Genomic DNA, 25,057 nt, shown 5'->3' with positions numbered 1-25,057 from the left:
CTCACCGGTACTCCGAAAGCCTGCGCCCGATGCCGATCAGCGCGCCGGCGGCGGCGAGCACCGCCAGGACCGCCGCGCCGACGGACAGTCCGGTCATCGCGTCCCTGCCGTTGCCGGCGTCGGCGCTGAACTGGGCCTGCTCGTGGGCGAGCGCGTCGTCGAGATTCTCGTCCACCAGGTCGAAGCAGTCACCCGTCGGCTTGTCCTTCTTCGAACCGATGATCTTGTCGAGCGCGCCCTGGTAGTTGCCGTCGTCGTCCGCGGCGCGGGCGACCTTGTGCCGCTTGCGCCATTCCTGCATGCCTCCGTTGGCGGCGGTCACCGGCTTCGCGGCCGCCGTGTCGCCCTCGGCGAGGGCGGACGCGGCGGCCAGCTTGTCGCCCAGCGTGGCCATCTGCTTCTCGAAGTCGACGTTGTACTTGTCCTCGGTCCTGCCGTTCACCTGCACCGTCTCGGCGCCGCGGCTGACCAGCGTCAGGTTCTCGTTGCCGCGCGCCTTGAGCGACGCGATGCTCGCGTCGTGCAGCACGCTCAACGACCGTACGCCGTGGTCGTACGAGGCGTTGAGCCCGCTGCGCGCGACCGTGTGCCCGACCACGAGCCACAGCAGCACCACGGTCGACGCGGCGGTCGCCGCGAGCATCCCGTGGTTGAAGACCCGGTTCGTGCGGCGGTAGTTGCGCCGCTGCGCCCATGCGAGGCCGCCGATGGCGACGACGCCGAGCGCGATCGCGATCCAGGGGTAGGGGGTCGCCGCGTCGTAGTCGTCGCGCAGCCGCTGGTTCTCCTTGGTGTACAGGTCCTCGGCGGCCGGGAGCATCTGGTCCTGCATCTTGTCGTTCGCGTACCGCAGATACGCGCCGCCCAGCGGGAAGCCCTGCCGGTTGTTGGCGCGGGCCCGCTCGATGAGGCCCTTGTACTCGGGCAGCAGCTTGTTCAGCTTCGCGATCGTGGCGGCCGAGGGGGAGCCGGGGTCGGTGCTGGCCGCGGCGGTCACGAGCTTCTCGGCGGCGGTACGGATGTCGTTCTCGTACCGGTCCCGGACGGCCTTGGTCTCCTGGCCGCCCGCCAGGAACCCGCTGGACGCCGCGGTGTTGGCGTCCGCGAGCGAACGGTAGATGTCTGCGGCGTCGGCGCTCAGCGGCTGGCTGGAGTGCAGCACGTCGTCGGCGGCGGCCGAGCGGTCCGTCATCTGCCAGGCCGTCGTCGCCCCGAACGCGACGACGAGCAGCGCGAGTACGGCGCCGATGATGCGCAGCCGGCCCGGTTCGGTGGTCGCCGCGGACTTCAGCCGGTCGATCCCCTCCGCCCAGGCGGTGCGGCGGTGCTCCGCCGGTGCGCCGGGCGGTGCCGGGGCCGGTGGTGCGGCGCCGCGCGTCTGCTGTGGAAGCTGCTGCTGCGGCGGCACGGTCGGCATCGTGGGCACGGCGCCGTGCCCCGGCGGCGCGGTGCTCCCGTTCGGCGGGTATGTCACTTCGACCCTCCCCCATGGTCGTGCGTCGGCGGTAAGTATCGCTGCCGCGACTGACATCCGCACAGGCATTGACTCGATCTTGTTTGCGAGCCCTGCATTGGAACACGTGTCGGGGGTGGGTTCGGTTCCCTGGGGGTGGGTCGGCTACGCGCCGTGGGGGTGCGAATTCGTCGCCGGGTGCGGCCCGGTGGGACTTCTCGCGCAGTTCCCCGCGCCCCTCTCCGCCTTCGCGTCTGCCGGGTGCTGTTCGTCTCGCGGGTGCGGGTCGTGGGTGGTTGCTCGCGCAGTTCCCCGCGCCCCTGACAGCGAGCTCCGCTCGCTTCAGGGGAAGGCTGCGCGCAGCGCATGCCTTAGGGGCGCGGGGAACTGCGCGACCAGCCCCCACCGGCCGTCAGCCGACGTAGTGCGCCCGTACGCGTGCGTGCACCTCCGGAGCAGCCCCCACCGAATCGAGGCCGAGCAGCGCCGCGCCCAGCACCGGGCGCTCCGACACCACCCGAGGTATCGCCTTGGGTGCCCGCGCGGAAAGCAACACTGCGATGCGGTCGTCCAGTTGCGGATGCCGCGCAGCGAGGACACCGCCGCCGAGCAGCACGGGAACCTCCTCCGTCAACAGGTCGAGCCTGCGCAGCGCCACCGTCGACATGGCCACCACCTCGTCCGCCATCCGGTCCACCAGCGCGCGGGCCACCGGATCCCCGGCCGCCGCCGTGGCGAAGAGCACCGGGGTGCACTCGTGGCGCCGGGCCTCCGAGACCCGGCCCAGGTGCAGCGCCTCGATCAGCGCGTACATGGAGGGCAGGCCGAAGTGGGCAGGCAACTCCCGCATCAGGGCCGTCGGTTCGCCCCGGCCGTCCTCGGCGCGGGCCGCGTACCAGAGGGCCTCCTCCGCGAGGCCCCCGCCGCCGCCCCAGTCGCCGGAGATCCTGCCGATGGCGGGGAACCGGGCCGTGCGGCCGTCGGGCAGCATGCCGGCGCAGTTGACGCCCGCGCCGCAGACGACGGCGACGCCGCGCGGCTCCGCGTCCTCCAGGAGGCCGGCCCGCAGCACGGCGAAGGTGTCGTTGCGGACGTCGACACTGCCGCTCGGCGACCAGCCCCGGCCGCGCAGCGCCGCCGCCAACTCCTTCTCCTCCACCGGGAGATCGGCGTTGGCCAGGCAGGCCGAGACATGGCCGACGGAGTCGACGCCGGCCTCCGCGAAAGCCCGGGCGACCGCGTCGGCGAGCACGTCAACGGCCGCCTCCACGCCCACCCTGGGCGGTTGGAACCCGCCGCCGCGGGCCGCGCCGACGACAGTGCCGTCGGCCGCGACCACCGCGACGTCGGTCTTGCTGTTCCCCGCGTCGATGGCAAGGACGGTCATGCCCACGCGAGGTGCTCCCGGTTGTGCGCGATCAGCTGGTCGGTGAGCTGCTCGGCGTACTCGTACTGGCCGACGAGGGGGTGCGCGAGCAGCGCCTTGAAGACGCGGTCGCGGCCGCCGCGCAGGGCGGCCTCCAGCGCCAGGTCCTCGTAGGCGGTGACGTTCGCGATGAGTCCGGCGTACAGGGGGTCCAACCGGCCCACGGGCAGCGGGCGGGCGCCCTTGCCGTCGACGGCCGCCTGCACCTCGATGACGGCGTCGTCGGGCAGGAACGGCAGCGTGCCGTTGTTGTACGTGTTGACGACCTGGTGGCGCGAGCCCCCGTTGCCGAGCAGCGACGCCGCCAGGTCGACGGCCGCCTCGCTGTAGAAGGCGCCGCCGCGCTTGGCGAGCAGCTCCGGCTTCTCGTCGAGCGTCGGGTCGCCGTACATCTTCAGCAACTCACGCTCCATCTCGGCCACTTGGGCGGCCCGGGACGGCTTGGTGCGCAGCTCCCGGACGACCGCGTCGTGCTGGTAGTAGTAGCGCAGGTAGTACGAGGGGACGACCCCGAGGCGGTCGACGATCTCGCGCGGCATGTGCAGGTCCTCGGCGACCGCGTCGCCGTGGTCGGCGAGCAGCCGCGGCAGCACGTTCTCGCCGTCCGGACCGCCGAGGCGCACGCCCAGTTCCCACGTGAGGTGGTTGAGGCCGACGTGGTCGAGGTGGACCTGCGCGGGCTGGACGTCGAGCAGCCTCGCGAACTTGCGCTGGAAGCCGATGGCGACGTTGCACAGACCGACGGCCTTGTGACCGGCCTGGAGCAGCGCCCGGGTCACGATGCCCACCGGGTTGGTGAAGTCGATGATCCAGGCGTTCGGGTTCGCGCGGCGCACGCGCTCGGCGATGTCGAGGACGATCGGCACCGTGCGCAGCGCCTTCGCGAGGCCGCCGGCGCCGGTCGTCTCCTGGCCGACGCAGCCGCAGTCCAGCGGCCACGTCTCGTCCTGGTTGCGGGCGGCCTGGCCGCCGACGCGCAGCTGGAGGAGGACCGCGTCCGCGTCGGCGACGCCCGCGTCCACGTCGGACGTCGTCCGGATGATCCCGGGGTGGCCCTGCTTGGCGAAGATGCGCCGCGCGAGACCGCCCACCAGCTCCAGGCGGTCGGCCGCCGGGTCGACGAGGACGAGCTCCTCGATGGGCAGGGTGTCCCTCAACCGCGCGAAGCCGTCGATGAGTTCGGGTGTGTAGGTCGAGCCTCCGCCGACCACAGCGAGCTTCATAACCGTCCTTACCGTCCTTGGCCCTTGAGAGCCCTTTAGCCCTTGACACCGGTGAGGGTGACGCCTTCGACGAAGGCCTTTTGTGCGAAGAAGAAGACGATGCAGACCGGCGCCATCACGAGGAGCGTCGCGGCCATCGTCAGGTTCCAGTTGACGCTGTGCGCGGACTTGAAGGATTCGAGTCCGTAACTCAGCGTCCAGGAAGCCGGGTTCTGGGCCGCGTAGATCTGCGGCCCGAAGTAGTCGTTCCAGCAGTAGAAGAACTGGAACAGCGCGATCGCGGCGATGCCCGGCTTGGCCATCGGCACGACGATCTTCAGCAGGGTCCGCAGCTCACCGCACCCGTCGACCTTCGCCGACTCGATGTACTCCTTCGGGATCGTCAGCAGGAACTGACGGAGCAGGAAGATCGAGTACGCGTCGCCGAACGCCATCGGGATGATCAGCGGCCACAGCGTGCCGGACAGGTGGAACTGCTGTGCCCACACCAGGTACATCGGGATCACGATGACCTGGGGCGGCAGCATCATCGTCGAGATGACGAGGATCATCGCCGCGCGGCGGCCGCGGAAGCGGAACTTGGCGAGCGCGTACGCGACGGGCACCGCCGAGCAGACCGTGAAGGCCGTGCCCACGACCGCGTAGAAGATCGAGTTCCGCCACCAGTCGAGGAACCCGTCCGTCTCGAAGACGGCCTTGTAGTTCTCCCAGTGCCAGGAGTTCGGCCACAGGTCGCCGCTCATCGCCTGGTCGTCGCTCATCACGGACGTCAGGAAGACGAACACGAAGGGGAGGATGAACAGCAGGGCGACGGCGATCGCGATGCTGTGCACGGCGATCCAGTTCAGGATCTCCTTGCGGCGCGGACGGGCGGGGGCCGTACCTCTGCCGGAGGCGGTGGCGGCGGCGTCGGCGGCCGCCGACGGGCGCAGGGTGGTCGTGGTCATGGGATCAGTCCTCCGCCGAGAGCAGGCCCGAGCGCTTGCGCATGAGCAGCATGGTCACGGCCATGGCGATGACGAACAGCACGAGCGAGAGCACGCACGCCGCACCGGTGTTGAAGTTCTGGAAGCCCATCGAGTAGACGAGCTGGGGGACGGTCAGGGTCGAGTGATCGGGGTATCCCGGCTGGATGACCGAGCCGGGGCCGATGGAGACGCCGGACGCGATCTTCCCGGCGACGAGCGCCTGCGTGTAGTACTGCATCGTCTGTACGACACCGGTGACGACCGCGAACATCACGATCGGCGTGATCGACGGCCAGGTCACGTACCGGAACTTGGTGACGGCTCCGGCTCCGTCCAGCTCGGCGGCCTCGTACTGCTCCTTCGGTACGTCGAGCAGCGCGGCCATGAAGATGACCATGAGGTCGCCGATGCCCCAGAGCGAGAGCATGACGAGGGAGGGCTTGGCCCAGGCCGCGTCGTTGAACCAGTTCGGGCCGTCGATGCCGATCTTCGCCAGGACCTCGTTGACCGGTCCGGTCCCCGGGTTGAGCAGGAAGACGAAGGCGACGGTCGCCGCCACCGGGGGAGCGAGGTAGGGCAGGTAGAAGGCGGTGCGGAAGAAGCCGACCCCGGTCTTGATCTTCGTCACGAGCAGCCCGAGCGAGAGCCCGAAGACGACCCGCAGCGCCACCATCACCACGACCAGCCACAGCGTGTTCCACAGGGCCGGGCCGAACAGCGGCATGTCCTGGAACACGTACTTCCAGTTCCTCAGCCCCACGAACGTGGGCGCCTTGATCTGGTTGTAGTGCATGAACGAGAAGTAGACGGTGGCGATCAGCGGATACGCGAAGAAGGCGCTGAACCCGATCAGCCAGGGGGACAGGAAGCCCAGGGTGCGCAGTCTGCGCCGCGCGGGCCGGGAAAGTGCGAATGCCATGCGCGGGTCCTCAGTTCTGCGACTGCAGGGTGTCGGCGTCGATGAGTTTGTCGAGGCGTTGCAGCCCCTTCTTCAGATTCGGGACCTTGCCCGCTTCCTCCGTGTACGAGAAGTCCTGGAGCTGGACGACGTACATGCCGCCGTTCGTCGACGGGGGCAGGACCTGGCTGTACTTGTTCTTGGCGATGTCCAGGAAGGTGCGGAACGTCGGATCGGCGTCCAGTTTCGGCGACTTGAGGGCCGCCTTCGTGGACGGCACGTTGTGAATGGCGTTCGCGAAGCTGACGACCTGGTCGGTGTCGGCGGTCAGGAACTTCACGAGTTCCCAGGCCGCGTTCTGGTGCTTGCTGCTGTGCGCGATGCCGGCGACGGTGCCGGTGAGATAGCCCCGCCCGTACGTCTCGGCCTGGTCGTCGGGGACGGGCAGCGGGGCGACGCCCCAGTCGAACTTCGCCTTGGCGTCGTTCAGCATCAGACCGCGCCACTCGCCGTCCATGTGCATCGCCAACTTCCCGTTGAGGAAGGCGTTCTGGTTCGACATCTCGTCACCGAAGGAGGTGCGGAACCGCTCCAGGGCGTTGTATCCGCCCTGCGCGTCCATCAGCTTCTTCGTCGTCTTGAAGAAGTCGTACGTGGCGGGGTCCTTCGCGAGCCGCGACTTCCCGTCCTTGTCGAAATACGTCGGCCCCCACTGCGCGAACAGCCGGTCCGGGCTGTTCTGGTAGAGCCGGAAGTTCGGCATGAAGCCGACCCGCTCGTACGAGTCGCCCTTTTTCTTGGTGAGCTTCTTGGAGTCGGCGATGAACTCGGACATCGTGTGCGGCGGCCGAGATATCCCCGCCTCCTTGAACGCGTCCTTGTTGTAGTACATGCCGAAGGCGTCGGCGAGCAGCGGCAGCGCGCACTGATTGCCGTTGTAACTCGTGTAGTCGAGAAGGGACTTCGGGAAGACCTTCTCCTTGTCGAGTCCGGTCTTCTTCATGAACGGGTCGAGGTCGGCCCACATGCCGGAGTCGCAGTACTGCCCGACATTGTTCGTGGTGAAGGACGAGACGACGTCCGGGGCCTCGTCGCCGCCGGCGCGCAGCGCCTGGTTGACGGTGGCGTCGGTGACGTTGCCGGTGGCCTGGACATGGATGTTCGGGTGGAGCTTCTCGAAGCGGGCGATCGAGTCGTTGATCGCCTTCACCTCGCCGGGCGCCGACCAGCCGTGCCAGAACTTGATGGTCACCGGCTTCGTCGGGTCGTCGGTGGCGCTGCCGGTACTCGGATTGGCACAGCCGGCGAGCAGCAGTCCGGCCGCGGCGAGCACCACGGGTGCGCGCAGGGGTATGCGCCATCGCGGCATGGCGAACGTCCTTTACGTGTACGGGGGTTGGGGGAGCGGGGTCGAGCTATGCGGGGGAACTGGTGTCGAAGACGCTGTCGCGGGCCTGGGTGAGGGCGGTGCGCAGGGCGCCGACGAGGATGGGGTCGCCGGCCAGGTCGCTGATGCGCAACTGGGGCCGGGGCAGGGCGAGTCCGGTGAGTTCCGCCTCGACGCGCTCGCGCAGGGCGTCGCCGCCTGCCTGGGCGACCTGCCCGGACAGTACGACGAGTTCGGGGTCGACGACGGCGACGACCGCGGCGAGACCCATCGCGAGGCGCTTGGCTACTTCGCCGAGGACTTCGTCGTTGTCGAGGGCATCGGCCAAGTCGGCGACGCCGCCTGCGAGTTGGCGGACGGCGGGGGCCGCGACCAGGCTCTGGAAACCGCCGCCCGCGTCGGTGCGGGCGTGCACGGCGTCGCCGCCGCGGGCGAGCGGGGCGCCCGGCAGCGGCATGTAGCCGATCTCGCCGGCGCCGCCGGTCGCGCCTCGCAGCAGTACGCCGCCGAGCACGATCGCGGCGCCGACGCCCTCATCCACGTACGCGAGCACGAAGTCGTCATGATCCTGGGCCGCGCCTTCGTACTGCTCGGCGAGGGCCGCCAGGTTGACGTCGTTCTCGATGGAGACGGGCGTGCCGAGCACCTCGGCGAGCTCGGCACGCAGGGTGCGCGAGTGCCAGCCCGGCAGGTGCGGGGCGTAGCGCAGCTGCCCGGTGTGCGGGTCGATGGCGCCCGGGGTGCCGATGACGGTGGCGGTCAGTTCGTCGTGGCCGAGCCCGGCCTCGCGCAGCGCCCCGTCCACGGCCTCGGCGACGAGCTGCGCCGTCCGGTGCCGCACGTCCTCGGCCACGGCGACGGCCTCGATCCGGCAGCGGCCGCGCTCGGCGCCGGTGATGTCGGCGACGACCGCGGTGATGCCGGTCGGGTCGGCGGAGAGGGCGGCGACGTGCGCGGCGCCCGGATCGATCTCGTACAGCAGGGCGTTCGGGCCCGGGCGGCCGGTCTGGCTGCCGGTGGTGCGCACGAGCCCGGCCGCTTCGAGGCGCCCGAGGATCTGCGAGGTCGTCGGTTTCGACAGACCGGTGAGCTCGCCGATCCGGGTACGGGTCAGCGGGCCGTGGGCGACGAGGAGATCGAGGGCCGAGCGGTCGTTCATGGCGCGCAGCACGCTGGGCGTGCCGGGGGTACCAGCCATCGCGGTCCTGCCTCCTCGCGGTCCTGCCATCCACTGTTAGGAAAGTTTCCTATTGGGTGCGAGGAACGTAAGACGCACGTGAAGGGGGCGTCAATAGCTGACGCCCCCTGGTTGGCCAACTCGTTACTTCTGTACTTCTGTACGGACAGACCGCCTGCCGCCGCGCGCCGAAGGGCGGATCAGGCGATGGGCGTCCAGTCGGTGGGGTCGGCGGTGTCGCGCTCGCGGTCGTGGCGCAGGTGTCGCTTCTCGCACGCGCGGGCCAGGGCCCAGGCGAGGGAGCTGAGGGGAAGGGCGGCCCAGAGGAGGTAGAGGCCGACGCGGTGGCCGTGCGGGTGGGCGAGCGTGTACGCGGCGCTGAGCGTCATCGCGGCGGCGAGGTGCCAGCAGAGCAGGCGGCCGAGGTGGCGGGTGAGGGTGGTCGCGGTGTGAGTGTTCACCGGGTGACTCCTGGCGGTGGTGCCGGCGGGGCGCGGCGCGTTGGTGTGCCGTACAGGAGTGGGGGGAGAGTCGTGCTGGTCGTGCGCGGGGGTGTGTGATCAGGGTGCCCGTGGTGACCGGTTTGACGCATGCATGATGCAGTCTTTCCCGGAATCAGGGCTTTACAGGGCAAGTTGACGGTCAAAGCCGCACAGATGCGGATAGAAATCCACGGTTTCGATGGTACGGACCTGGCGAAAACGCGCCGCGGCGGCGTAAAGAGTCGACCAAGGCGGTCCGGTTGTCAGCCTTGCGTCACCGTTCTGTCCGGATCATGCGAGCAGATCGCGACTCCGCGACGTCATGGGTTCCCGATGTCCCGATACGCGCAGTTGCCGGGTCGGCAGGGGAGGGATCAATTCCGGCCCGGCGATGCGTGCCCCCGGGGCGTGACGCGGCTCAGCCGGTGAAGCCGCCCTCGCTCAGCGCCTTCTCGATCTTCGCCCGGTGTGCCGCCTCCCACTCGTCCAGGGTCTCGGCGGCCTCCTTCGCGAGCTTGGTCCGGGCCGCGGTGAGGATCTCGTCGCCGCGGTCCGCCGGGACGACCACCACGCCGTCCTCGTCCGCCACGACCACGTCCCCGGCGTTCACCAACACCCCGCCGCAGCGCACCGGTTCACCCAGCGGCGCCACCGCCTTCTTCGCCCCGGGGATGGGCACCACCCCGCGCCCGTACACCGGGAAGCCCGCCTCACGCGCCTCCCCGATGTCCCGGATGACCCCGTCCAGTACGAACCCCGCGACACCGCGCCGCTGCGCCACCGCGCACACGTTGCCTCCGGCGAGCGCGTACTCCGTGTCCCCGGACTCGACGACGATGACCGAGCCGGGCTCGGCCCGGTAGATCGCCGCGTGGACCATGAGGTTGTCCCCGGGCGGGCACCGCACGGTGAACGCCGGACCGGCCAGACGCGGGCCCGGGCCCCACAGGGGGCGGATGCCGATGTCCATGACCTGGGCGCGGCCCAGGAGGTCGGCGAGGGTGGTCGTGGGGATGTCGCGGTACGTCATCGTCGTCGTCATCGCAGGAACTCCGTGAAGGTGGTCCAGGTCGCCGGGGTGACCTGGACTATGGGATCGCCGGTGGGGGTTTTGGTGTCGCGGACGGCTACAACTCCGACGACGTTGCGGGCGACTTCGACGCATTCGCCTCCAGTGTTGCTGTGGCTGGACTTGGCGAAGTCGAACTCGGGCATGGGGTCAGGTCTCCTGGCGGATCGTGTCGATCAGTTGCGCTGAGTCGCGCTGAGCGAGGCTCAGCCGGGCGGTGCGGTCGAAGAAGTCACCGAGAGGTCGCCGGTGGCTGACTGGCGCTGGGAGTGTTTCCGTGACGACGCGATGGAAGGACTCCCCGAGGCGGCGCGCACGGAGGCCGAGCGGCTCGCGACCGAGAGAGCGGAGCGCGCCCTCCCGGACGACCGGGGCCGGACGTGCGTACAGAGGTCCGCGGCCGTCTGATGCTCGATCACCTGACGGACGTACGGGGCGAACGCATCGTGCTGCCGGACCGCATGCATGTGACGACGGTCGCCCCCACGAACACCCCGTGGTGCGACCGCCGTCCCGGAACACGAAGACCCGGATCGAAGATCAGGCGGAAACGCCTTCGATCCGGGCCAGTGCCTCGTCCGCGCCGAATGGCTGCAAGTACGGCAGCCAGCGCGGATCCCTATGTCCGGTCCCGATGATGCGCCAGGCCAGGCCCGACGGCGGAGCCGGTTTGTGGCGCAGGCGCCAGCCGATCTCCACCAGGTGGCGGTCGGCCTTCGTGTGGTTGCAGCGGCGGCACGACGCCACCACGTTGTCCCAGACGTGCTGACCTCCGCGGCTTCGCGGGATCACGTGGTCGACGCTGGTTGCGACGCCACCGCAGTACATGCACCGGCCGCCGTCGCGGGCGAACAGTGCACGCCGGGTCAGAGGAACGGGCCCCCGGTAGGGAACCCTGACGAACCGCTTGAGCCGGACCACGCTGGGGGCGGGGACGGTACGTGTCGCGCTGTGCATGAAGGCGCCGGACTCCTCGAGACAAGTGGCCTTGTTCTCCAGGACGAGTACGAGCGCGCGGCGGAGCGGTACGACGCCGAGGGGCTCGTACGACGCGTTGAGGACCAGGACATGCGGCACGGAATGCCTCCTTGTACGCCGGCGGCGCGTGGCTCGCGCCGGGACGATCTCGTAGTCAGTCTCCCCTCATGGCTGGTCGCGGCGCCACCATGTCCGCGTAACGGCCTTGAAGTGTTTTCGACCACACACCCTTCATGCCCCGCGGGAAACCGGCTGAGCCCGGGGTGAGCACCGTCTCTCCCGCAAACTTCACGCCGATCCGCACACAATGCCCCGTTAGTGTGGTGGGTCTGCCCGCTCCTGTCCCCGAGTCGTGCCGCCTTGCGGCGGGCAGAGGCAACGCCTGGAGGTACCTGCCGTGATCTTGTCCGTCCTGCCGGCTGCCGACGACAGCAGAGGCCAGCAGCCCACGCTCAAGGACGCCCAGGAGCAGGCCGGCCAGGCCGCCAGCTGGGTCGAGCAGAACTGGTCCGCCTGGCTGGCCATCGGCCTGCGCATCCTGCTGATCGTCGTCATCGCCGCCGTCCTGCGCGTCGCGATACGCCGGGCCATCACCAAGCTGATCGAGCGCATGAACCGCACGGCGCAGGCCGTCGACGGCACCGCCCTCGGCGGCCTCCTGGTCAATGTCGAACGGCGGCGGCAGCGCTCGCACGCCATCGGCAGCGTGCTCCGCTCGGTCGCGTCCTTCGCGATCCTCGGCACCGCAGCGCTGATGATCCTCAGCGCCTTCGAGATCAACCTCGCCCCGCTGCTCGCCTCGGCCGGTGTCGCCGGTGTCGCCATCGGTTTCGGCGCCCGCAACCTCGTCACCGACTTCCTCTCCGGCGTCTTCATGATCCTCGAGGACCAGTACGGCGTCGGGGACACGATCGACGCCGGTGTCGCCTCGGGCGAGGTCATAGAGGTCGGCCTGCGCGTCACCAAGCTGCGCGGCGACAACGGCGAGATCTGGTACGTGCGCAACGGCGAGGTCAAGCGGATAGGCAACCTCTCCCAGGGCTGGGCCACCGCCGGTGTCGACGTCACCGTCCGCGCCGACGAGGACCTCGACAAGGTGAAGACGGTGCTCGGCGAGGTCGGCGAGGCCATGAGCAAGGCCGAGCCGTGGAACGAGATGCTGTGGGGCCCGATCGAGGTCCTCGGCCTCGACAGCGTCCTCCTCGACTCGATGGTGGTGCGCGTCACCGCCAAGACCATGCCGGGCAAGTCCCTCACCGTCGAGCGCGAACTGCGCTGGCGCGTCAAGCGCGCCTTCGACGAGGCCGGCATCCGCATCGTGGGCGGCGCCCCGGTCGCGGTGGACGGCGAGGCGGCGGCCGACCCGACGGCCGGGATGGCGGCACCCTCGGCGTACGCGTCGGCGACGTCGCCGCAGTCGCTGGCCGCGTCGCCGTTGCAGAAGTAGTCGCCTTTACGTGGAGGGGGCGGCCGGAGTGATCTCCGGCCGCCCCCTCCACGTACTCGATGACGCAGACCTTCCTAGCCCCGATCGCCGCGCGCCCCCACGCGCGCGTACAAGGCCGCGCCGACCACGAACGCGGTCAGCGCCACGGCCCACGCCTCGCGCTGCGGACCCGACTGCATCGACCACGTCAGCATGGTCGCGCCGTGCAGGTGCGGGTTGGAGTACGACAGGTAGACGGCACCGATGTACAGCAGTGTCGGCAGCCAGCTCAGGCGTGCCCCGAGGACCACCGCGGCGACAGCCGTGAGCCCGGTGGCCCCCAGCGTGTTGCGGACCATGGCGGCCGCGCCGAACTCCTGGACGTGCCCGGGGAGGGCGAGCGCCAGCACCGTCGCGGCAACCGCGGTCAGCGCGACGAGATGGGCCAGCCGCAGCGGCCACCAGCGGCGCACGGCGGTGCGGTCCAGTTCGCGGGCGTACTGGTGGGTGCTCACCCCGATCACGGCTGAAGCGAACAGCGGGGCGAGGGAGAGCAGCGGGACACGGCGGTACGGGTCCACGTACGTGTCGGGGCGGGTCGCCGCCCAGAGGGTCAGGAGTGCCGTGGCGGCGAGGGCGGCCACCGTCATGGGCAGGGCCCGGGAGCGGGCGTACAGCAGCCAGGGGTTCAGAGCCGTCGTGTTCACAGCTGCGGCACCTCGCTGTCGGTGCGGCCGCAGCGCTCCTGGTCCTCGAAGTAGCGGGACAGCCAGGTGTGGCGGTCGGCCGGGGACATGGTGCGCAGGTGGTCGTAGGCGCGCTGTTCGGCCTTGAGGCGGCGTAGTGCTGCCTTGTCGTTGTTGGCACGCGCGCTCTTGAGATGCTGCTTGCGGATGATGTCGCTGATGTGGCTGGGACCGAGCCAGCGCTGCACGGCTTGATCGACCAGTGCGACCTCGGCGGGAATGTCCCGGACGGGGCAGTCGTAGCCGTCGATGAGTCCCGCGGCCGCCTCCCACCGATATTGCTCGGGATCGGTGATACGTCCGCGCACCAGATGCCAGCCCAGTGGATAGAGCATCGGCAGCTCCGCCTCGTCGGCTGCCGGACGCCCCGGCAGGTCCTCGAAGCGCGTGGGCAGGTTCCGCACGCCCTTGAGCCGGTCGGTGAGCGGGCGCATGGCCGCCGTGACCGCGGGCAGTTGGCGGGCGCGGGTCCCGTTCACGCAGATCTGCGGAACGGTGTCCGTGGTGCACACCTGCCGGTGCGCGCGGGGATCGGGGCGGGACATGCCGTCGCCGACCTGGAGAAGCAGCGTGGCTGCGACGACCGCGGCGGCCAGCGGGACGAGCGCGGTCCAGCGGCGGCGCGCGGTGTGGGCCAGGGCTGCGGCGGCGGCGAGCGCGAGGACCCACCAGGCCGTCAGGAACGGATGCCACCACACGAGCAACTGGTCGCTCGTGAACCCCTCGGGCACGGGACCGAGAAAACGGAGCGCATTCCGGGTGGTGGCGGCCACGCCGAACAGCCCGTACCCCGCGACCCCCAGCAGAGGTGCCGCCAGCCGCCAGCGTGCGAGCGCACCCACGACGTGGCCGATCAGGGAACAGGCCGCAAGGGCCGCGGCCGTACTGACGAAAGCCGTCGGGACGAAGCCGCCCGGCGTCGCGTACGGCCGGCTGGCGAGTGTGCCGCCGGCGAACGCCAGCGCGTACGCCACCGTCAGCCAGCACGCGAGCGGCAGCGCCGCCACCAGGAACTGGGCGAGCGGCCCGCGCGCCGACGCGGCCCGCAGCACGTCCGTGCCGCGTCGGCGTTCCCGTCCGCCCTGCCAGCAGCCGGCCGCGAGCGCGAGCGGGCCGCCGAGCATGACACCGCCCGCGCGCAACATGCCCATGGTGTCGGTCCAGCTGCCCTGCCATGTCTCGCTGGTGTTGTACAGATACGCACCGAGCGTGACCGCCAGGCCGAGCCCGGCCCACGGCGGCAGCCCCCGCAGCAGCTCCGCCCGCAGCGGATGCGGCGCGCGCCGTACACGGACCGGCGCGGGCGCGGACGTGTGCGGCCGGTCGTCGAGCGAGGTGGGAGCACTCATGCGCCGACCCCCTCGGGCGCGGCCGCGCGGTGGGCGCGCAGTGCTGTCGTGTAGCCGCGCTCGATGGCGTTGCCGTCGGACTCGTCGCCGTCGCGGCCCAGGGCCGCCAGGGACGTGGGGGTGCCCCTGTATGCGACCCGGCCGTGCTCGATGAGGGTGACGTCGGTGCATGCCGCCGCCACGTCCTCCACCAGGTGCGTGGAGACGAGGACGGTGGACTCCTGGCCCAACTCCCTGAGCAGCGAACGGAATTCGACCCGCTGTTCGGGGTCGAGCCCGGCCGTCGGCTCGTCGAGGAGCAGAATCTTAGGGTCGTTGACGACGGCCTGGGCGATGCCGACGCGGCGCACCATGCCGCCGGAGAGCGTCTTGATCCTCGCGTCGATGCGGTCGGCGAGACCGACCCGGGCGACGGCCCGCTCCACCGCGGCCGCGGTCGCCTCCGCGGGCATCTCCTTCAGCCAGGCCACGTACGCCACGAACTCGCGCACCGTGAAGCCGGGGTAGTAGCCGAAGTCCTGCGGGAGATAGCCGAGTTCGCGCCTGGCCGCGCGTCGCTCGCGGTGGCCCGTCAGATCCCCGCCGAACAGTTCCACGCGGCCCGCGGTGGGTCGGGCCACCGTCGCGAGGACGCGGATGAGAGAGGTCTTGCCCGCGCCGTTGGGGCCGAGCAGCCCGTGCACCCCGGTGCCGAAGTCCAGGTCGACGGCGTCCAGAGCGGTGGTCCTGCGGTACCGGACGGTCAGTCCGGACACCCGTATCGCCTGCGCGTGCGCGGTGGCGGTCGTCGTGGTCACATCGTCTCCAAGCGGTCGTACGAGGCCCTGCGCAGGGCGACGAGGGCGGCGCACAGCACGAGAGCGGCTGCCCAACTCGTCTGGTGCGCGGGCCCGTTGAAGTAGGTCGCGAGCTGTTCCGACAGGCGCGCTGTCGCTTCCTGGGGCGCGGTGGCCGCGGTGGCCGTGGGTACCGTCACCGCCGCCAGCCAGCCGCCGCCGACCAGGGCCGTGGCGGCCCGGCAGCCGATGTATCCGCCGAGCGCGAGCGCGGCCAGGGTGAGCGCGAGACCGGGCAGCAGCCAGGCCGCCGGATCCGGGGCAGGACCGTCCGGCTCGGGCAGCAGCAGCCCCGCCGCCGTCAGCACGGGCAGGCTCGCCGCGAGCACGGCGAGGGTGCGGACCAGGACGAGCCGCAGCCCGCCGCGCGGTGTGGCCGCGGCGATCTCGTGCAGCGGGTCGGCGTGCCGTCCGAAGGACACCGCGACCCCGGCCACCGGTACCACCGGCGCGAGCGCGAGCAGCAGCGGCCGCGCCCCGTCGAACCCCGTGCCGTACGCGAGGGCCACCGCCCCCGCCGCGACGACGAGCAGCGCCACCAGCCAGGGCCCGCGCAGCGCGGGCCCCACGCTCCACCACAGCCTGCCGATCCGCCGCGTCTTCGGGGCAGGGGCAGGGGCAGGGGCGCGGACGTCGGTGAGGAGGGCGGCCCGTACGTCGGCGAGGACGGGAGCCGCCGCACCGGCCCGGGCCGCGTGCGAGACCCGCATCGCGCAGGCGGTGCAGCCCTCCACGTGCCGTTCCACGGACCAGCAGTCCGGCTCCGGGAGGGAGCCGTCCACGTAGCGCGCGGCGGCGCCGTCGGTCACATGCCAGGCGATGTCGCTCACGCGGTGCCTCCCAGGGGTTCCAGCGGGCCGGCCGAGGCCAGCCCGGCGAGCGCCGCCCGCAGTTCACGGCGGGCGCGCAGCGCGCGGGTCTTGACGGTGCCCTCCGGTATGCCGAGCAGCTGCGCTGCCTCCCGGGTGGTCAGACCGTCGACGACGGTGGCCCGCAGCACGTCGCGCAGTTCGGGCGAGATCCGGTCGAGGGCGGTGCCCACGTCGCCGTACTGGAGCCCGGCGAGGACGTGGTCCTCGGTGGACGGCGCCGCGTCGGCCACCGGTACGTCGACCCGCTCGGCCCGCGCCTGAGCCCGCTGGGCGTCGACCAGGCGGCGGGCCGCGATCGTCCACAGCCAGCCGCCGACCTCACCGCCCCGGTGCGCCTTAGCCGACCGCCACACGGCGAGGAAGGTGTCCTGGAGGACCTCGCGGACCGCCTCCGGGTCGGCGCAGCGACGCGTGAGGCGTGCGTGCAGCCAGCCGGAGTGCCGGTCGTAGAGCGTGGCCAGCGCGTCCGCGTCCCCCCGTGCGACGGCCCGCAACAGCGCGCCGTCGCCGGTATCTTGATCAGCCCCCATGGGCCGGAACAGTCTCACAACCCGTCTATCGACCGACCTACCCCGGCCGGTTCACTGAGGCGGGGATCAGCTGTGCGATCCGTGCCGCGGGGCCGCCACCGCGTACGCCTCCACCGACCACAACGAGATCCCGTACTTCGTCGCCCGCTCGTCCCCGACGACCCGCACGAACTTCACGTCCCGCGCGTCCATCCGCACCGACTCGCGCCCGCCGTGCCCGTCCCGCACCGTCGCCGCCGTGCGCCAGGTGCGGCCGTCGGTGGAGGTCTGGATGCGGTAGGTCTTCGCGTAGGCGTCCTGCCAGTGCAGGGCCACCCGGCCCAGGCGGACCGGGTCGGGGAGTTCGGTCTGCCACCACTCGCCGTCCTTCGCCGGGGACGACCAACGGCTGTCCGGCTTGCCGTCGTTGGCGGCGGACGCGGGGAAGTCCGGGGTCTCGTCCGCCGAGGAGGAGGCCGTGCCGGTGCGGGCCAGGTCGGGGCCCGCGGTGCGCGGGTAGGCGCGGACCGAGACCGTGCGGGTCTCGTCGCCGAAGGTCAGCGGGATCTCGTACGTCCCGGCCGGGGTGTCCGCCGGGACCGTGATCTCGACCGGGACGTCCACCCTCGTACCGCGCGGGAGTTCGGACTCCTTGGGCGCGGACACCTTGATGCCGTGCGGGGCCTTCGCCCTGAGCTCGCCCTTCACGTCGTCCGGGCGCTGCGAGGTGAGGCGTGCCGTCACCTTCTGCGCGCCGCCGCCGATCTCCGCGTCGGCCTCGGTGCGGGCCAGCGAGAGGGAGGCGGCCGGGGAGTCCGCGTACCAGGGGACGACGTGCGCCACGTCGGCCGCGGGCGCGCCCGTGACGCGCAGCGCGTCGGCCCGGGTGTTCTTCGCGGCGAGTTCCGTGAAGCCGCCGTCCGTCAGGTCGCCGAGCCGCTGCCAGCCCTCGCCGGGGACGTGCGCCTCGACGGTGCCCTGCGTGCCGGGCGTGCTCAGCACCGTGACCGTGGACAGGGCCCGTACGCGCGGCAGTTCGGCCTTCGGGCCGGTCGTCGCGTCGCTCCGGTCGGTGCCCGCCCAGGCCGCGAACTCCTTCTCGGCCTGCTTGAGGAACGGGTCCAACACCCCTTCCCCGACGGTGACATGGTTCGCCTTCAGCTGTGTACGCAGCTTCCCCAGGCGGCGGGCGGCCTGCCACGCCGCCGCGCTGTCGCCGCGCGCCGCCGCGTCCAGCATGTCGACGGCGGCCTCGCCCGCCTGCCCGTAGCGGCCCAACTTGTCGCTCCAGGGCCGCACTTCGGTGCGCAGCTCCGTGGCGTCCAGCGTGTCCGGTGTGCGGCGCATCTGGGTGAACGCGGCGCGCAGTTCCTTCGCCGCCTTCTTGATGCGGGCCGCGTCCGTCGTCGTACGGGCCTGCCGGAAGGCCGAGACGAGCGGCTTGAGGTACGCGGACTCCTCGGAGCCGAGGACGGACGAGGCGTCGTTGCCCGCCAGCGCGTTCAGCGCCGCCGCCGCGTCCTTGTCGCCGTCCGCGAGGTCGTCGATCGCCGCCTTCCAGGACTCCTGGGGCCGGTAGTCGCGCGGGTTCCACGCGTAGTCCGCGGCCGTGAAGAGCGGGATGCGGGAGGCCGCCGGCTGCTCCATGGCGGTGGCCAGCACGGCCGCCGAGCCGGACGCCACCGCGGGCTCCCGGCCGGTGTACGGGCCGAGGAAGATGCGGTCCTGCTTGTAGTCGTTGACCGGGTAGTTGTCCATCGTGAGCAGCTTGTGCGCCGCGCCCGACGACGCGAACGCCCGGCGCGCGTCCGCCAGTTCACCGCCGGTGATGGTGCGCGGGACCACGCCCACACCCGTCCACGCCACCTGCACGGAATCGTCCAGGCCGCGCGCGAGCGCCGTGCGGTACTCCGTCTTCCCGGCCTGGTAGTACTCGGTCGGCATGAGGGAGAGCGGCTCGGCGTCCGGATGACGGGCGGCCAGGTGCTTCGCCACCGCGTTCGCGACCTTCGCCTGCGCCCGCGCCGCCGCGTCCGGCCCGGAGCCGAACTCCTCGGCGTCCGCGGAACAGTGCCACTCGCTGTACGACACGTCCTGGAACTGGAGCTGGAAGGCGCGCACGCCCAGCGCCCACATCGCGTCCAGCTTGCGGTTCAGCGCCTTGAGATCGTCCGGCGACGACATGCACATCGCCTGGCCCGGCGCCACGGCCCAGGCGAGCGTGACGTGATTCGCGCGGGCCCGCTCGGCCAGCTCCCGGAAGTCCGCGCGCTGCGCCGCCGGGTACGTCTCGCGCCAGCGGGCCTGCCGGTACAGATCGTCGCCCGGGGCGTACAGGTAGCGGTTCTGTTTCGTGCGGCCCATGAAGTCCAGCTGCGCGAGACGCTGTTCGGTCGTCCACGGGGTTCCGTAGAACCCCTCGGTCAGGCCGCGTACCGCCGTGCCCGGCCAGTCGCGTACGACGGCCCCGGCGATCTCGCGGCCCTCGACCAGCTGCCGCAGCGTCTGCACCGCGTGGAACAGACCGTCCGCGCCGATGCCCTCCAGCGCGACCGTCGGACGCCCGGACGCGGGCCCGACCGCGAGGCGGTAGCCGCCCGACGGCAGGTCGCGGCGGGCCGTGGCGCCCAGGCCGCGCAGGGTCGCGTCCAGGGAACTGGCGTTGGTGTCGTGCGAGTTCGGGCGGTACGAAGCCGCACCCGACGCCCGCTCGGGGGCGGCCGAGCCCAGCCGCACGACGAGCCCGGAGCCGGCCGGCACCGCGGCCTCGGCGGGGACCTGGTGGATCTGCCGGGCACCGGCGCCCCGCAGCAGCGTCCGCAGCGTCTCCAGGGCGTACGGGTCGGTGCCGTCCGGCGCCACGAGCACCACCGTGTCCGGGACCGTCACCCCGTGGTCCGAGGCCCGCATCGACTGCGGCCGCGGCCACACGGACGGCAGACCCGCGTCCGTCGTCAGGTCGCCGGACGAGGTTCCCGGGGCAGGCGGAGCCGCCAGCGCGCCGGTCGCGCCGCCCAGCGTCCCCGCGATGACCACGACCGCGAGGGCCGCCGCCCTCTTCCTGCGCCGGAGTTGCACGGCGGACTCCTCGAAAAAGTTCAGTTGCGCTGAATCTGTAGAGATGTGAGAGACAGCTGACCCAGAGTGGCTACGAGCCCACCACTCACCGGGGCAGGGTGTCAACGCCCGTGGCCGATGTGCCGCAATTGCCCGGCCGGGCGTGGTGAGCCCGGTGAAGGTCTTCCGGTTTCGCAGGCCCTCTGGTCAATTTCCTTTTGCCGTACACAATGTGACCAGTAACACGTTGCCCGGCCGAACAGGTCTGGGGCGGCGCGCACTGGGTAGGGCTTCCGACTCACGACCCCCTTTTACGAAGGAGGCCCCCGTGGCCGCATCAGCTCAGCTTCTGCTCTCGGCCCTCTCCAAACCGGCGGACATCGCTCTGACCGGTCCGGACCTCGGCATGATCGGTCCCGACCTCACGATGACCGGCGCCGACAGCACCACCTCGTCGTCCTCCGAGTCCCCGCTGACCAGCGAGCCGCCCTTCGCGGACTACGCGCCCCTCACGTCCGAGCCGCCGCTCTCCGACGAGCTGCCGCTGACGTCCGAGCCCACCCCGAGCGGCCTGGCCGCGGGGTGACCCTGGCCCGCCTCGCCGAGCTGTACGGCGTGGCCACCTCCTACTCACCGGCGCCCGGCCGCACCGTCCGCGCGTCCGACGCGGCGCTGACCGCCGCCCTCACCGCCCTCGGCGTGGACGTGCGGGACGTCCCCGGCGCGCTCGCCGCGCGGGAGGCCGAACTCGCGGACCACCTGGTCCCGCCGACCGTGGTGCTCCGCGGCGACGGCTCCACCCCCGAGTGGGTGCTGCGACTGCCCGAACGAGCCCGGTGCAGGCTCCGGTTGGAGGGCGGGCGGACATACGCGGCCTGGGACCCGGCCGTGCCGACCCCGCCCGGCGTCCACGGGCTGCGCGTCGTCGCGCCGGACGGACGCACCGCCGACGCGCACCTGATCGTGGCGCCGCCCGCGGCCCCCACACCGCCGGAGCGCACCCACGGCCTGCTCGTCCAGCTCTACTCCCTGCTTTCCACCCGCTCGTGGGGCATGGGCGACCTCGCGGACCTGGCCGACCTCGCGTCCTGGTCGGCGCGCACCCACAACGCCGGTTTCCTCCAGGTCAACCCGCTGCACGCGGCGGTCCCCGCGGGTCCCGGCGGCGGCACGGACCCGTCGCCGTACCGCCCGTCCTCGCGCCGCTTCCCCGACCCGGTGCACCTGCGGATCGAGGACATCCCCGAGTACGCGTACGTGTCCTCGCGCACCGTCCAGGCCGCCGCGTTACGGGAAGCGGTGCTCGGCAAGGGCGAGTTGATCGACCGGGACGCGGTCTGGGCGCTGAAGCGCGAGGTCCTGGAGGAGATCGTCCGCGACGTCCCGCTCACCCCGGGCCGCCGTGCCGCCTACTGCGACTACCTCGCCGAACAGGGCCCCGCCCTGGAGGACCACGCCACGTACCTGGCGCTCGCCGAGCGGTACGGCCCCGAGTGGCACACCTGGCCCACCGCCCTCCAGGACCCGCGCTCGCCGGAGACCGGCCGCGCCCGGCGCGAGGCCATGGACCGCGTCGACCTCCACTGCCGCCTCGCCTGGCTCACCGACGGCCAGCTCGCGGCCGCCCAGCGGGCCGCGCGCGAGGCGGGCATGCCGATCGGCCTGGTGCACGACCTCGCGGTCGGCGTCCACCCGGGCGGCGCCGACGCCTGGGCGCAGCGCGACGTCTTCGCGCAGGGCATGAGCGTGGGGGCGCCACCGGACGCGTTCAACGCCCGCGGCCAGGACTGGGGCCTGCCGCCCTGGCGCCCGGACCGCCTCGCCGAGACCGGCTACGCGCCCTTCCGCGACCTCCTCCACCACCTCATGCGGCACGCGGGCGCCCTGCGCATCGACCACGTCATGGGCCTGTTCCGGCTCTGGTGGATCCCGGAGGGCGAGGCCCCGACCGAGGGCTGTTACGTCCAGTACGACGCCGAGGCGATGCTCGCGGTGCTGCTGCTTGAGGCGTCGCGTTCGGGCACGTACGTCATCGGGGAGGACCTCGGCACGGTCGAGCCGGGCGTGCGCGAGACGCTGCGCGCGCACGGGGTGCTCGGCACCTCGGTGCTCTGGTTCGAGCGGGACTGGGAGTCCCCCGGGGAGCCGCCCGTCCCCGCCGAGGACTGGCGCACGGACTGTGTCGCCACCGCCACCACCCATGACCTGCCGTCCACCGCGGCCCGTCTGACCGGCGACGACGTCCGCCTGCGCGAGCGGCTCGGGCTCTCCACGGCCACGGCCGCCGAGGCGACGGCGGAGGTCGCCGACTGGCTCGGCCTGTTCACCCGCCTCGGCCTCCTGGAGGGCGGCCCGGGCCACGAGGAGGAGTCGGTCCGCGCCGTCCACCGCTTCCTGCTGCGCACCCCCGCCCGGATGATCGGCGTCTGGCTGCCCGACCTGGTCGGCGACCGGCGCCCGCAGAACCTGCCGGGGACCTGGGACGAGTACCCCAACTGGCGGCTGCCCGTCGCCGACGCCGACGGTCACCCCGTCACCCTGGAGGAACTGGCCGCGTCCCCGCGGGCGCACGCGCTGCTCGACGTGTTCGCGGGCCCGGACCCGGCGCCGGACGTGCCCCTTACAGGCCCCCCGGGCGCGCGCCCCGTTTAGGGGTTCGCTACGTTGGCACCGTGGACAAGAAGAACGCCCTGCGCGCCGGCGCCCTGGCTTCCGGTACGACGCTGATGATGCTGCTCATGTCGTCCCCCGTGTTCGCGCTCACGCGCGACGACGGCGACGACCCGGGAACCGGCCTGAGCGTGATCGACACGATCGGCCTGTACGTCGTGGCCCCACTCGCGATCTTCGCGATCATCGCCGGTCTGGTGATGCTGGGCGACAAGTCGCGCAAGCAGCAGAAGCAGGGCTGACCGCCCGCACTCGCTTCGATCGAGGGCACCCGCCGTGGCCGACGCCGCGGTGGGTGCCCTCGACGCGTTCTCAGGGATTCTCCGCCGTTTCTCAGGGATTCTCCGCCGTCAGGTAGCGCTGCACGGTGGGGCCCAGCCAGTCCACGACCTCGTCCCGGCCGAGCGCCGCGCTCGCCGGGAATCCCAGCACGTACCGGGTCAGCGCGAACCCGAGCACCTGTGACGCGCCGAGCGCCGCCCGCGCGGGCGCCTGCTCCGGGTCCGGGCAGACCCGCAGCGCGATCGGCACCAGCTGCTCGCGCAGCACGCCCCGCATGCGCTCGGCGGCGGCCGGGTTGGTGGCGGCGACCCGCAGCAGGGCCGTGAGCACCTCGTTCTCCTCCCACAGCGCCAGGAAGTGGCCCACCAGGGTGCGGCCGATGTCCTCGCGCGCGACGCCCGCCGGGTCCGGCAGGTGCAGATCGAGCGTGACGGCGGCCGCGAAGAGGCCTTCCTTGTTGCCGAAGTACCGCATCACCATGGACGGGTCGATCCGCGCGTCGCGCGCGATGGCCCGGATGGTGGCCCGCTCGTACCCGTCCGCCGCGAACCGCTCACGGGCCGCGGCCAGGATCGTGGCGCGGGTCGCGTCCGACCGCCGTACGCCCCGTTCCGCCTGCTGCTTCTCGCTCATGCCAACAAACGTAGGCCAACGCCTGTTGACAGTCCATAGCGGCGGCTCTACGTTTGCCAACAAGCGTTGACCAACAAGCGTTGACCCACAAGCGTTGACCCACAGGTGTTGACCGACAGCTTCCGCTCAGGTCAGTCCCGGTCGTAGGAGGCCACCATGAACGGCACCGCGCAGACCGTGATCGTCGTCGGCTCCGGGCCCACGGGCCTGCTCCTCGCGGGGGACCTCGCCGCCGCCGGCGTGCCCGTCACCCTCGTCGAGAAGCGCCCCCACAAGATCAGCAACCTCTCCCGCGCCTTCGTCGTGCACGCCCGCACCCTGGAGCAGCTCGACGCGCGGGGCCTCGCCGACGAGATCGACGCCCGCGGCCAGAAGCTCGACCGGCTCCGCCTCTTCGAGGGCCTCACCATCGACCTCTCCGCGCTCCCCAGCCGCTTCAACCACCTGCTCGTGCTGCCGCAGTTCGAGGTGGAGAAGGCCCTGGAGCGGCGCGCGATCGACGCCGGGGTCTCGTTCTCGTACGAGACCGAGGTGACGGGTCTGATCCAGGGCACGGACGGCGTCACTCTCCAAGTGCGGCGCGGCGGCGGCGAGTCGCAGGAGATGAGCGCCGCGTACGTCGTCGGCGCCGACGGGATGCGCAGCGCGGTGCGCGAGGCGGTGGGGCTGCCGTTCCCCGGCAGGTCCGTCATCCGCTCCGTCGTCCTCGCCGACGTGCGGCTCGCCGAGACGCCGGAGAACGTGCTCACCGTGAACACCGCCGGCGACGCCTTCGCCTTCATCGCGCCCTTCGGCGACGGCTACTACCGCGTCATCGGCTGGAACCGGGCCCACGACGTCCCCGACAGCGAACCCCTCGACCTCGACGAGATCAAGGAGATCGCCCGGCTCGCCCTCGGCCGCGACTTCGGCATGCACGACGCCCGCTGGATGTCCCGCTTCCACAGCGACGAGCGCCAGGCGCCGCACTACCGCGTGGGCCGCGTCCTGCTCGCGGGCGACGCCGCGCACGTGCACACCCCGGCGGGCGGACAGGGCATGAACACCGGCCTCCAGGACGCGGCCAACCTGGGCTGGAAGCTGGCCGCCGTCCTCAACGGCCGTGCGTCGGAAGGGCTGTTGGAGACGTACGAGGCCGAGCGCCACCCCGTCGGCAAGGCCGTGCTGCGCAGCAGTGGCGGCCTCGTGCGCCTCGCGATGGCCAAGCGCCCGTGGACGCTCGCGGCCCGTGCGGGCCTGACGGCGTTCCTGGCCCGGGTGCGCCCCGCCCGCGACCGCGCCGTCGGACAGATCACCGGCATCGGCTTCCGCTACCCGGCGCCGAAGGGCTCCCACCGCCTCGTCGGCACGCGGGTGCCGGACGTGGCGCTCGACGGCGGCTCGCGGCTCTACGAGGCCTTGCGCGCGGGCGAGTTCATGCTGATCCTGCCCCAGGGGGACACGTACAAGAGCGACGCGGTGCGGGTCGCGCACTGGGCGAGCGGCCGCCGTACGGCGCTGCTCGTGCGGCCCGACGGATACGCGGCGTGGGCGGCGGACGAGGTCGCGGAAGGGGGAGTTAAGTCCACCGACTTCCCCCGGGATTTCGCCGGATACTCGTTGCGGTAGCGGAAAGA

Annotated in this window: 24 protein-coding genes; 6 read left to right on the top strand and 18 right to left on the bottom strand. The window is 71.9% G+C overall.

What is annotated here, in order from left to right:
- Position 1 precedes the first annotated feature (1 nt).
- From B072_RS48230 to B072_RS45980, 10 genes are all read right to left on the bottom strand, one after another.
- Complete coding sequence (locus B072_RS48230; RefSeq protein ID WP_018531522.1) at positions 2-1,474, bottom strand: hypothetical protein; 1,473 nt, start codon at positions 1,472-1,474, stop codon at positions 2-4.
- A gap of 391 nt (positions 1,475-1,865) precedes the next feature.
- Positions 1,866-2,840, bottom strand: a complete 975-nt coding sequence (locus B072_RS0118850) for an N-acetylglucosamine kinase (protein WP_051127235.1) — start codon at positions 2,838-2,840, stop codon at positions 1,866-1,868.
- Positions 2,837-4,102, bottom strand: a complete 1,266-nt coding sequence (locus B072_RS0118845) for a 6-phospho-beta-glucosidase (protein ID WP_018531520.1) — start codon at positions 4,100-4,102, stop codon at positions 2,837-2,839. Before B072_RS0118845 ends, B072_RS0118850 begins: the two co-directional genes overlap by 4 nt.
- A 35-nt stretch (positions 4,103-4,137) precedes the next feature.
- The gene (locus tag B072_RS0118840; protein ID WP_018531519.1) at positions 4,138-5,049 is read right to left on the bottom strand and encodes a carbohydrate ABC transporter permease; all 912 of its coding nucleotides are present in this window, start codon (positions 5,047-5,049) and stop codon (positions 4,138-4,140) included.
- 4 nt (positions 5,050-5,053) lie between these two features.
- A complete protein-coding gene (locus B072_RS0118835) occupies positions 5,054-5,989 on the bottom strand; it encodes a carbohydrate ABC transporter permease (protein WP_018531518.1) in 936 nt (311 codons plus the stop codon).
- Positions 5,990-5,999: 10 nt separating this feature from the next.
- Positions 6,000-7,337: an ABC transporter substrate-binding protein gene (locus B072_RS0118830; protein WP_018531517.1), complete on the bottom strand. Its 1,338-nt coding sequence runs from the start codon at positions 7,335-7,337 to the stop codon at positions 6,000-6,002.
- Between the two features lie 46 nt (positions 7,338-7,383).
- A complete protein-coding gene (locus tag B072_RS0118825; protein ID WP_018531516.1) occupies positions 7,384-8,553 on the bottom strand; it encodes an ROK family transcriptional regulator in 1,170 nt (389 codons plus the stop codon).
- Positions 8,554-8,732: 179 nt separating this feature from the next.
- The gene (locus B072_RS0118820) at positions 8,733-8,993 is read right to left on the bottom strand and encodes a hypothetical protein (protein ID WP_018531515.1); all 261 of its coding nucleotides are present in this window, start codon (positions 8,991-8,993) and stop codon (positions 8,733-8,735) included.
- A gap of 439 nt (positions 8,994-9,432) precedes the next feature.
- Positions 9,433-10,056 carry an RraA family protein gene (locus tag B072_RS0118815; protein ID WP_018531514.1) on the bottom strand — a complete coding sequence of 208 codons (624 nt, stop codon included), beginning with the start codon at positions 10,054-10,056 and terminating at the stop codon, positions 9,433-9,435.
- Positions 10,053-10,229, bottom strand: coding sequence for a DUF397 domain-containing protein (locus tag B072_RS45980; RefSeq protein WP_018531513.1), 177 nt, complete (start codon positions 10,227-10,229; stop codon positions 10,053-10,055). The genes B072_RS0118815 and B072_RS45980 overlap by 4 nt, the downstream gene beginning before the upstream one ends.
- Positions 10,230-10,332: 103 nt before the next feature.
- Here B072_RS45980 and B072_RS48225 point away from each other — a divergent pair, with 103 nt between their 5' ends.
- On the top strand, positions 10,333-10,491 hold the full coding sequence (locus B072_RS48225; RefSeq protein WP_018531512.1) for a hypothetical protein: 159 nt from the start codon (positions 10,333-10,335) through the stop codon (positions 10,489-10,491).
- Between the two features lie 132 nt (positions 10,492-10,623).
- Here B072_RS48225 and B072_RS0118800 read toward each other — a convergent pair whose 3' ends face one another.
- Complete coding sequence (locus B072_RS0118800) at positions 10,624-11,160, bottom strand: HNH endonuclease (RefSeq protein ID WP_018531511.1); 537 nt, start codon at positions 11,158-11,160, stop codon at positions 10,624-10,626.
- A 298-nt stretch (positions 11,161-11,458) separates the two neighbouring features.
- Between B072_RS0118800 and B072_RS0118795 the strand changes: the two genes are divergently transcribed.
- Entirely contained in the window at positions 11,459-12,508 is a 1,050-nt protein-coding gene (locus B072_RS0118795; protein WP_018531510.1) for a mechanosensitive ion channel family protein, read from the top strand.
- Between the two features lie 74 nt (positions 12,509-12,582).
- Here B072_RS0118795 and B072_RS0118790 read toward each other — a convergent pair whose 3' ends face one another.
- The 6 genes from B072_RS0118790 to B072_RS0118765 all read right to left on the bottom strand — a co-directional run bounded on the left by B072_RS0118790 (position 12,583) and on the right by B072_RS0118765 (position 19,877).
- Positions 12,583-13,194 (bottom strand): hypothetical protein, encoded by a 612-nt coding sequence (locus tag B072_RS0118790; protein ID WP_018531509.1) that lies wholly within the window; start codon positions 13,192-13,194, stop codon positions 12,583-12,585.
- Complete coding sequence (locus B072_RS43450; protein ID WP_018531508.1) at positions 13,191-14,582, bottom strand: US12 family protein; 1,392 nt, start codon at positions 14,580-14,582, stop codon at positions 13,191-13,193. Before B072_RS43450 ends, B072_RS0118790 begins: the two co-directional genes overlap by 4 nt.
- On the bottom strand, positions 14,579-15,379 hold the full coding sequence (locus tag B072_RS0118780; RefSeq protein ID WP_018531507.1) for an ATP-binding cassette domain-containing protein: 801 nt from the start codon (positions 15,377-15,379) through the stop codon (positions 14,579-14,581). Before B072_RS0118780 ends, B072_RS43450 begins: the two co-directional genes overlap by 4 nt.
- Positions 15,376-16,248 (bottom strand): zf-HC2 domain-containing protein, encoded by an 873-nt coding sequence (locus B072_RS0118775; RefSeq protein WP_018531506.1) that lies wholly within the window; start codon positions 16,246-16,248, stop codon positions 15,376-15,378. The genes B072_RS0118780 and B072_RS0118775 overlap by 4 nt, the downstream gene beginning before the upstream one ends.
- On the bottom strand, positions 16,245-16,820 hold the full coding sequence (locus B072_RS0118770) for an RNA polymerase sigma factor (RefSeq protein ID WP_018531505.1): 576 nt from the start codon (positions 16,818-16,820) through the stop codon (positions 16,245-16,247). Before B072_RS0118770 ends, B072_RS0118775 begins: the two co-directional genes overlap by 4 nt.
- A 66-nt stretch (positions 16,821-16,886) precedes the next feature.
- A complete protein-coding gene (locus B072_RS0118765) occupies positions 16,887-19,877 on the bottom strand; it encodes a beta-N-acetylglucosaminidase domain-containing protein (protein ID WP_018531504.1) in 2,991 nt (996 codons plus the stop codon).
- Between the two features lie 307 nt (positions 19,878-20,184).
- Here B072_RS0118765 and B072_RS0118760 point away from each other — a divergent pair, with 307 nt between their 5' ends.
- Genes B072_RS0118760 through B072_RS0118750 form a run of 3 tightly spaced genes read left to right on the top strand, consistent with a single transcriptional unit; the run spans position 20,185 to position 22,768 of the window.
- Complete coding sequence (locus B072_RS0118760; RefSeq protein ID WP_018531503.1) at positions 20,185-20,442, top strand: hypothetical protein; 258 nt, start codon at positions 20,185-20,187, stop codon at positions 20,440-20,442.
- On the top strand, positions 20,439-22,508 hold the full coding sequence (gene malQ, locus B072_RS0118755) for a 4-alpha-glucanotransferase (protein WP_018531502.1): 2,070 nt from the start codon (positions 20,439-20,441) through the stop codon (positions 22,506-22,508). Before B072_RS0118760 ends, malQ begins: the two co-directional genes overlap by 4 nt.
- 20 nt (positions 22,509-22,528) lie before the next feature.
- Entirely contained in the window at positions 22,529-22,768 is a 240-nt protein-coding gene (locus tag B072_RS0118750) for a hypothetical protein (protein ID WP_018531501.1), read from the top strand.
- Between the two features lie 91 nt (positions 22,769-22,859).
- Here the strand turns inward: B072_RS0118750 and B072_RS0118745 are convergent, their stop codons facing one another.
- Positions 22,860-23,441: a TetR family transcriptional regulator gene (locus B072_RS0118745; RefSeq protein WP_018531500.1), complete on the bottom strand. Its 582-nt coding sequence runs from the start codon at positions 23,439-23,441 to the stop codon at positions 22,860-22,862.
- A 156-nt stretch (positions 23,442-23,597) separates the two neighbouring features.
- Between B072_RS0118745 and B072_RS0118740 the strand changes: the two genes are divergently transcribed.
- On the top strand, positions 23,598-25,049 hold the full coding sequence (locus B072_RS0118740) for an FAD-dependent monooxygenase (protein ID WP_018531499.1): 1,452 nt from the start codon (positions 23,598-23,600) through the stop codon (positions 25,047-25,049).
- Positions 25,050-25,057: the final 8 nt, after the last annotated feature.

The organism is Streptomyces sp. HmicA12, from assembly GCF_000373565.1.
GTDB lineage: Bacteria > Actinomycetota > Actinomycetes > Streptomycetales > Streptomycetaceae > Streptomyces.
The sequence above is the reverse complement of the archived record's forward strand: the minus strand, read 5'-3'. Positions and strand labels throughout refer to the sequence as shown.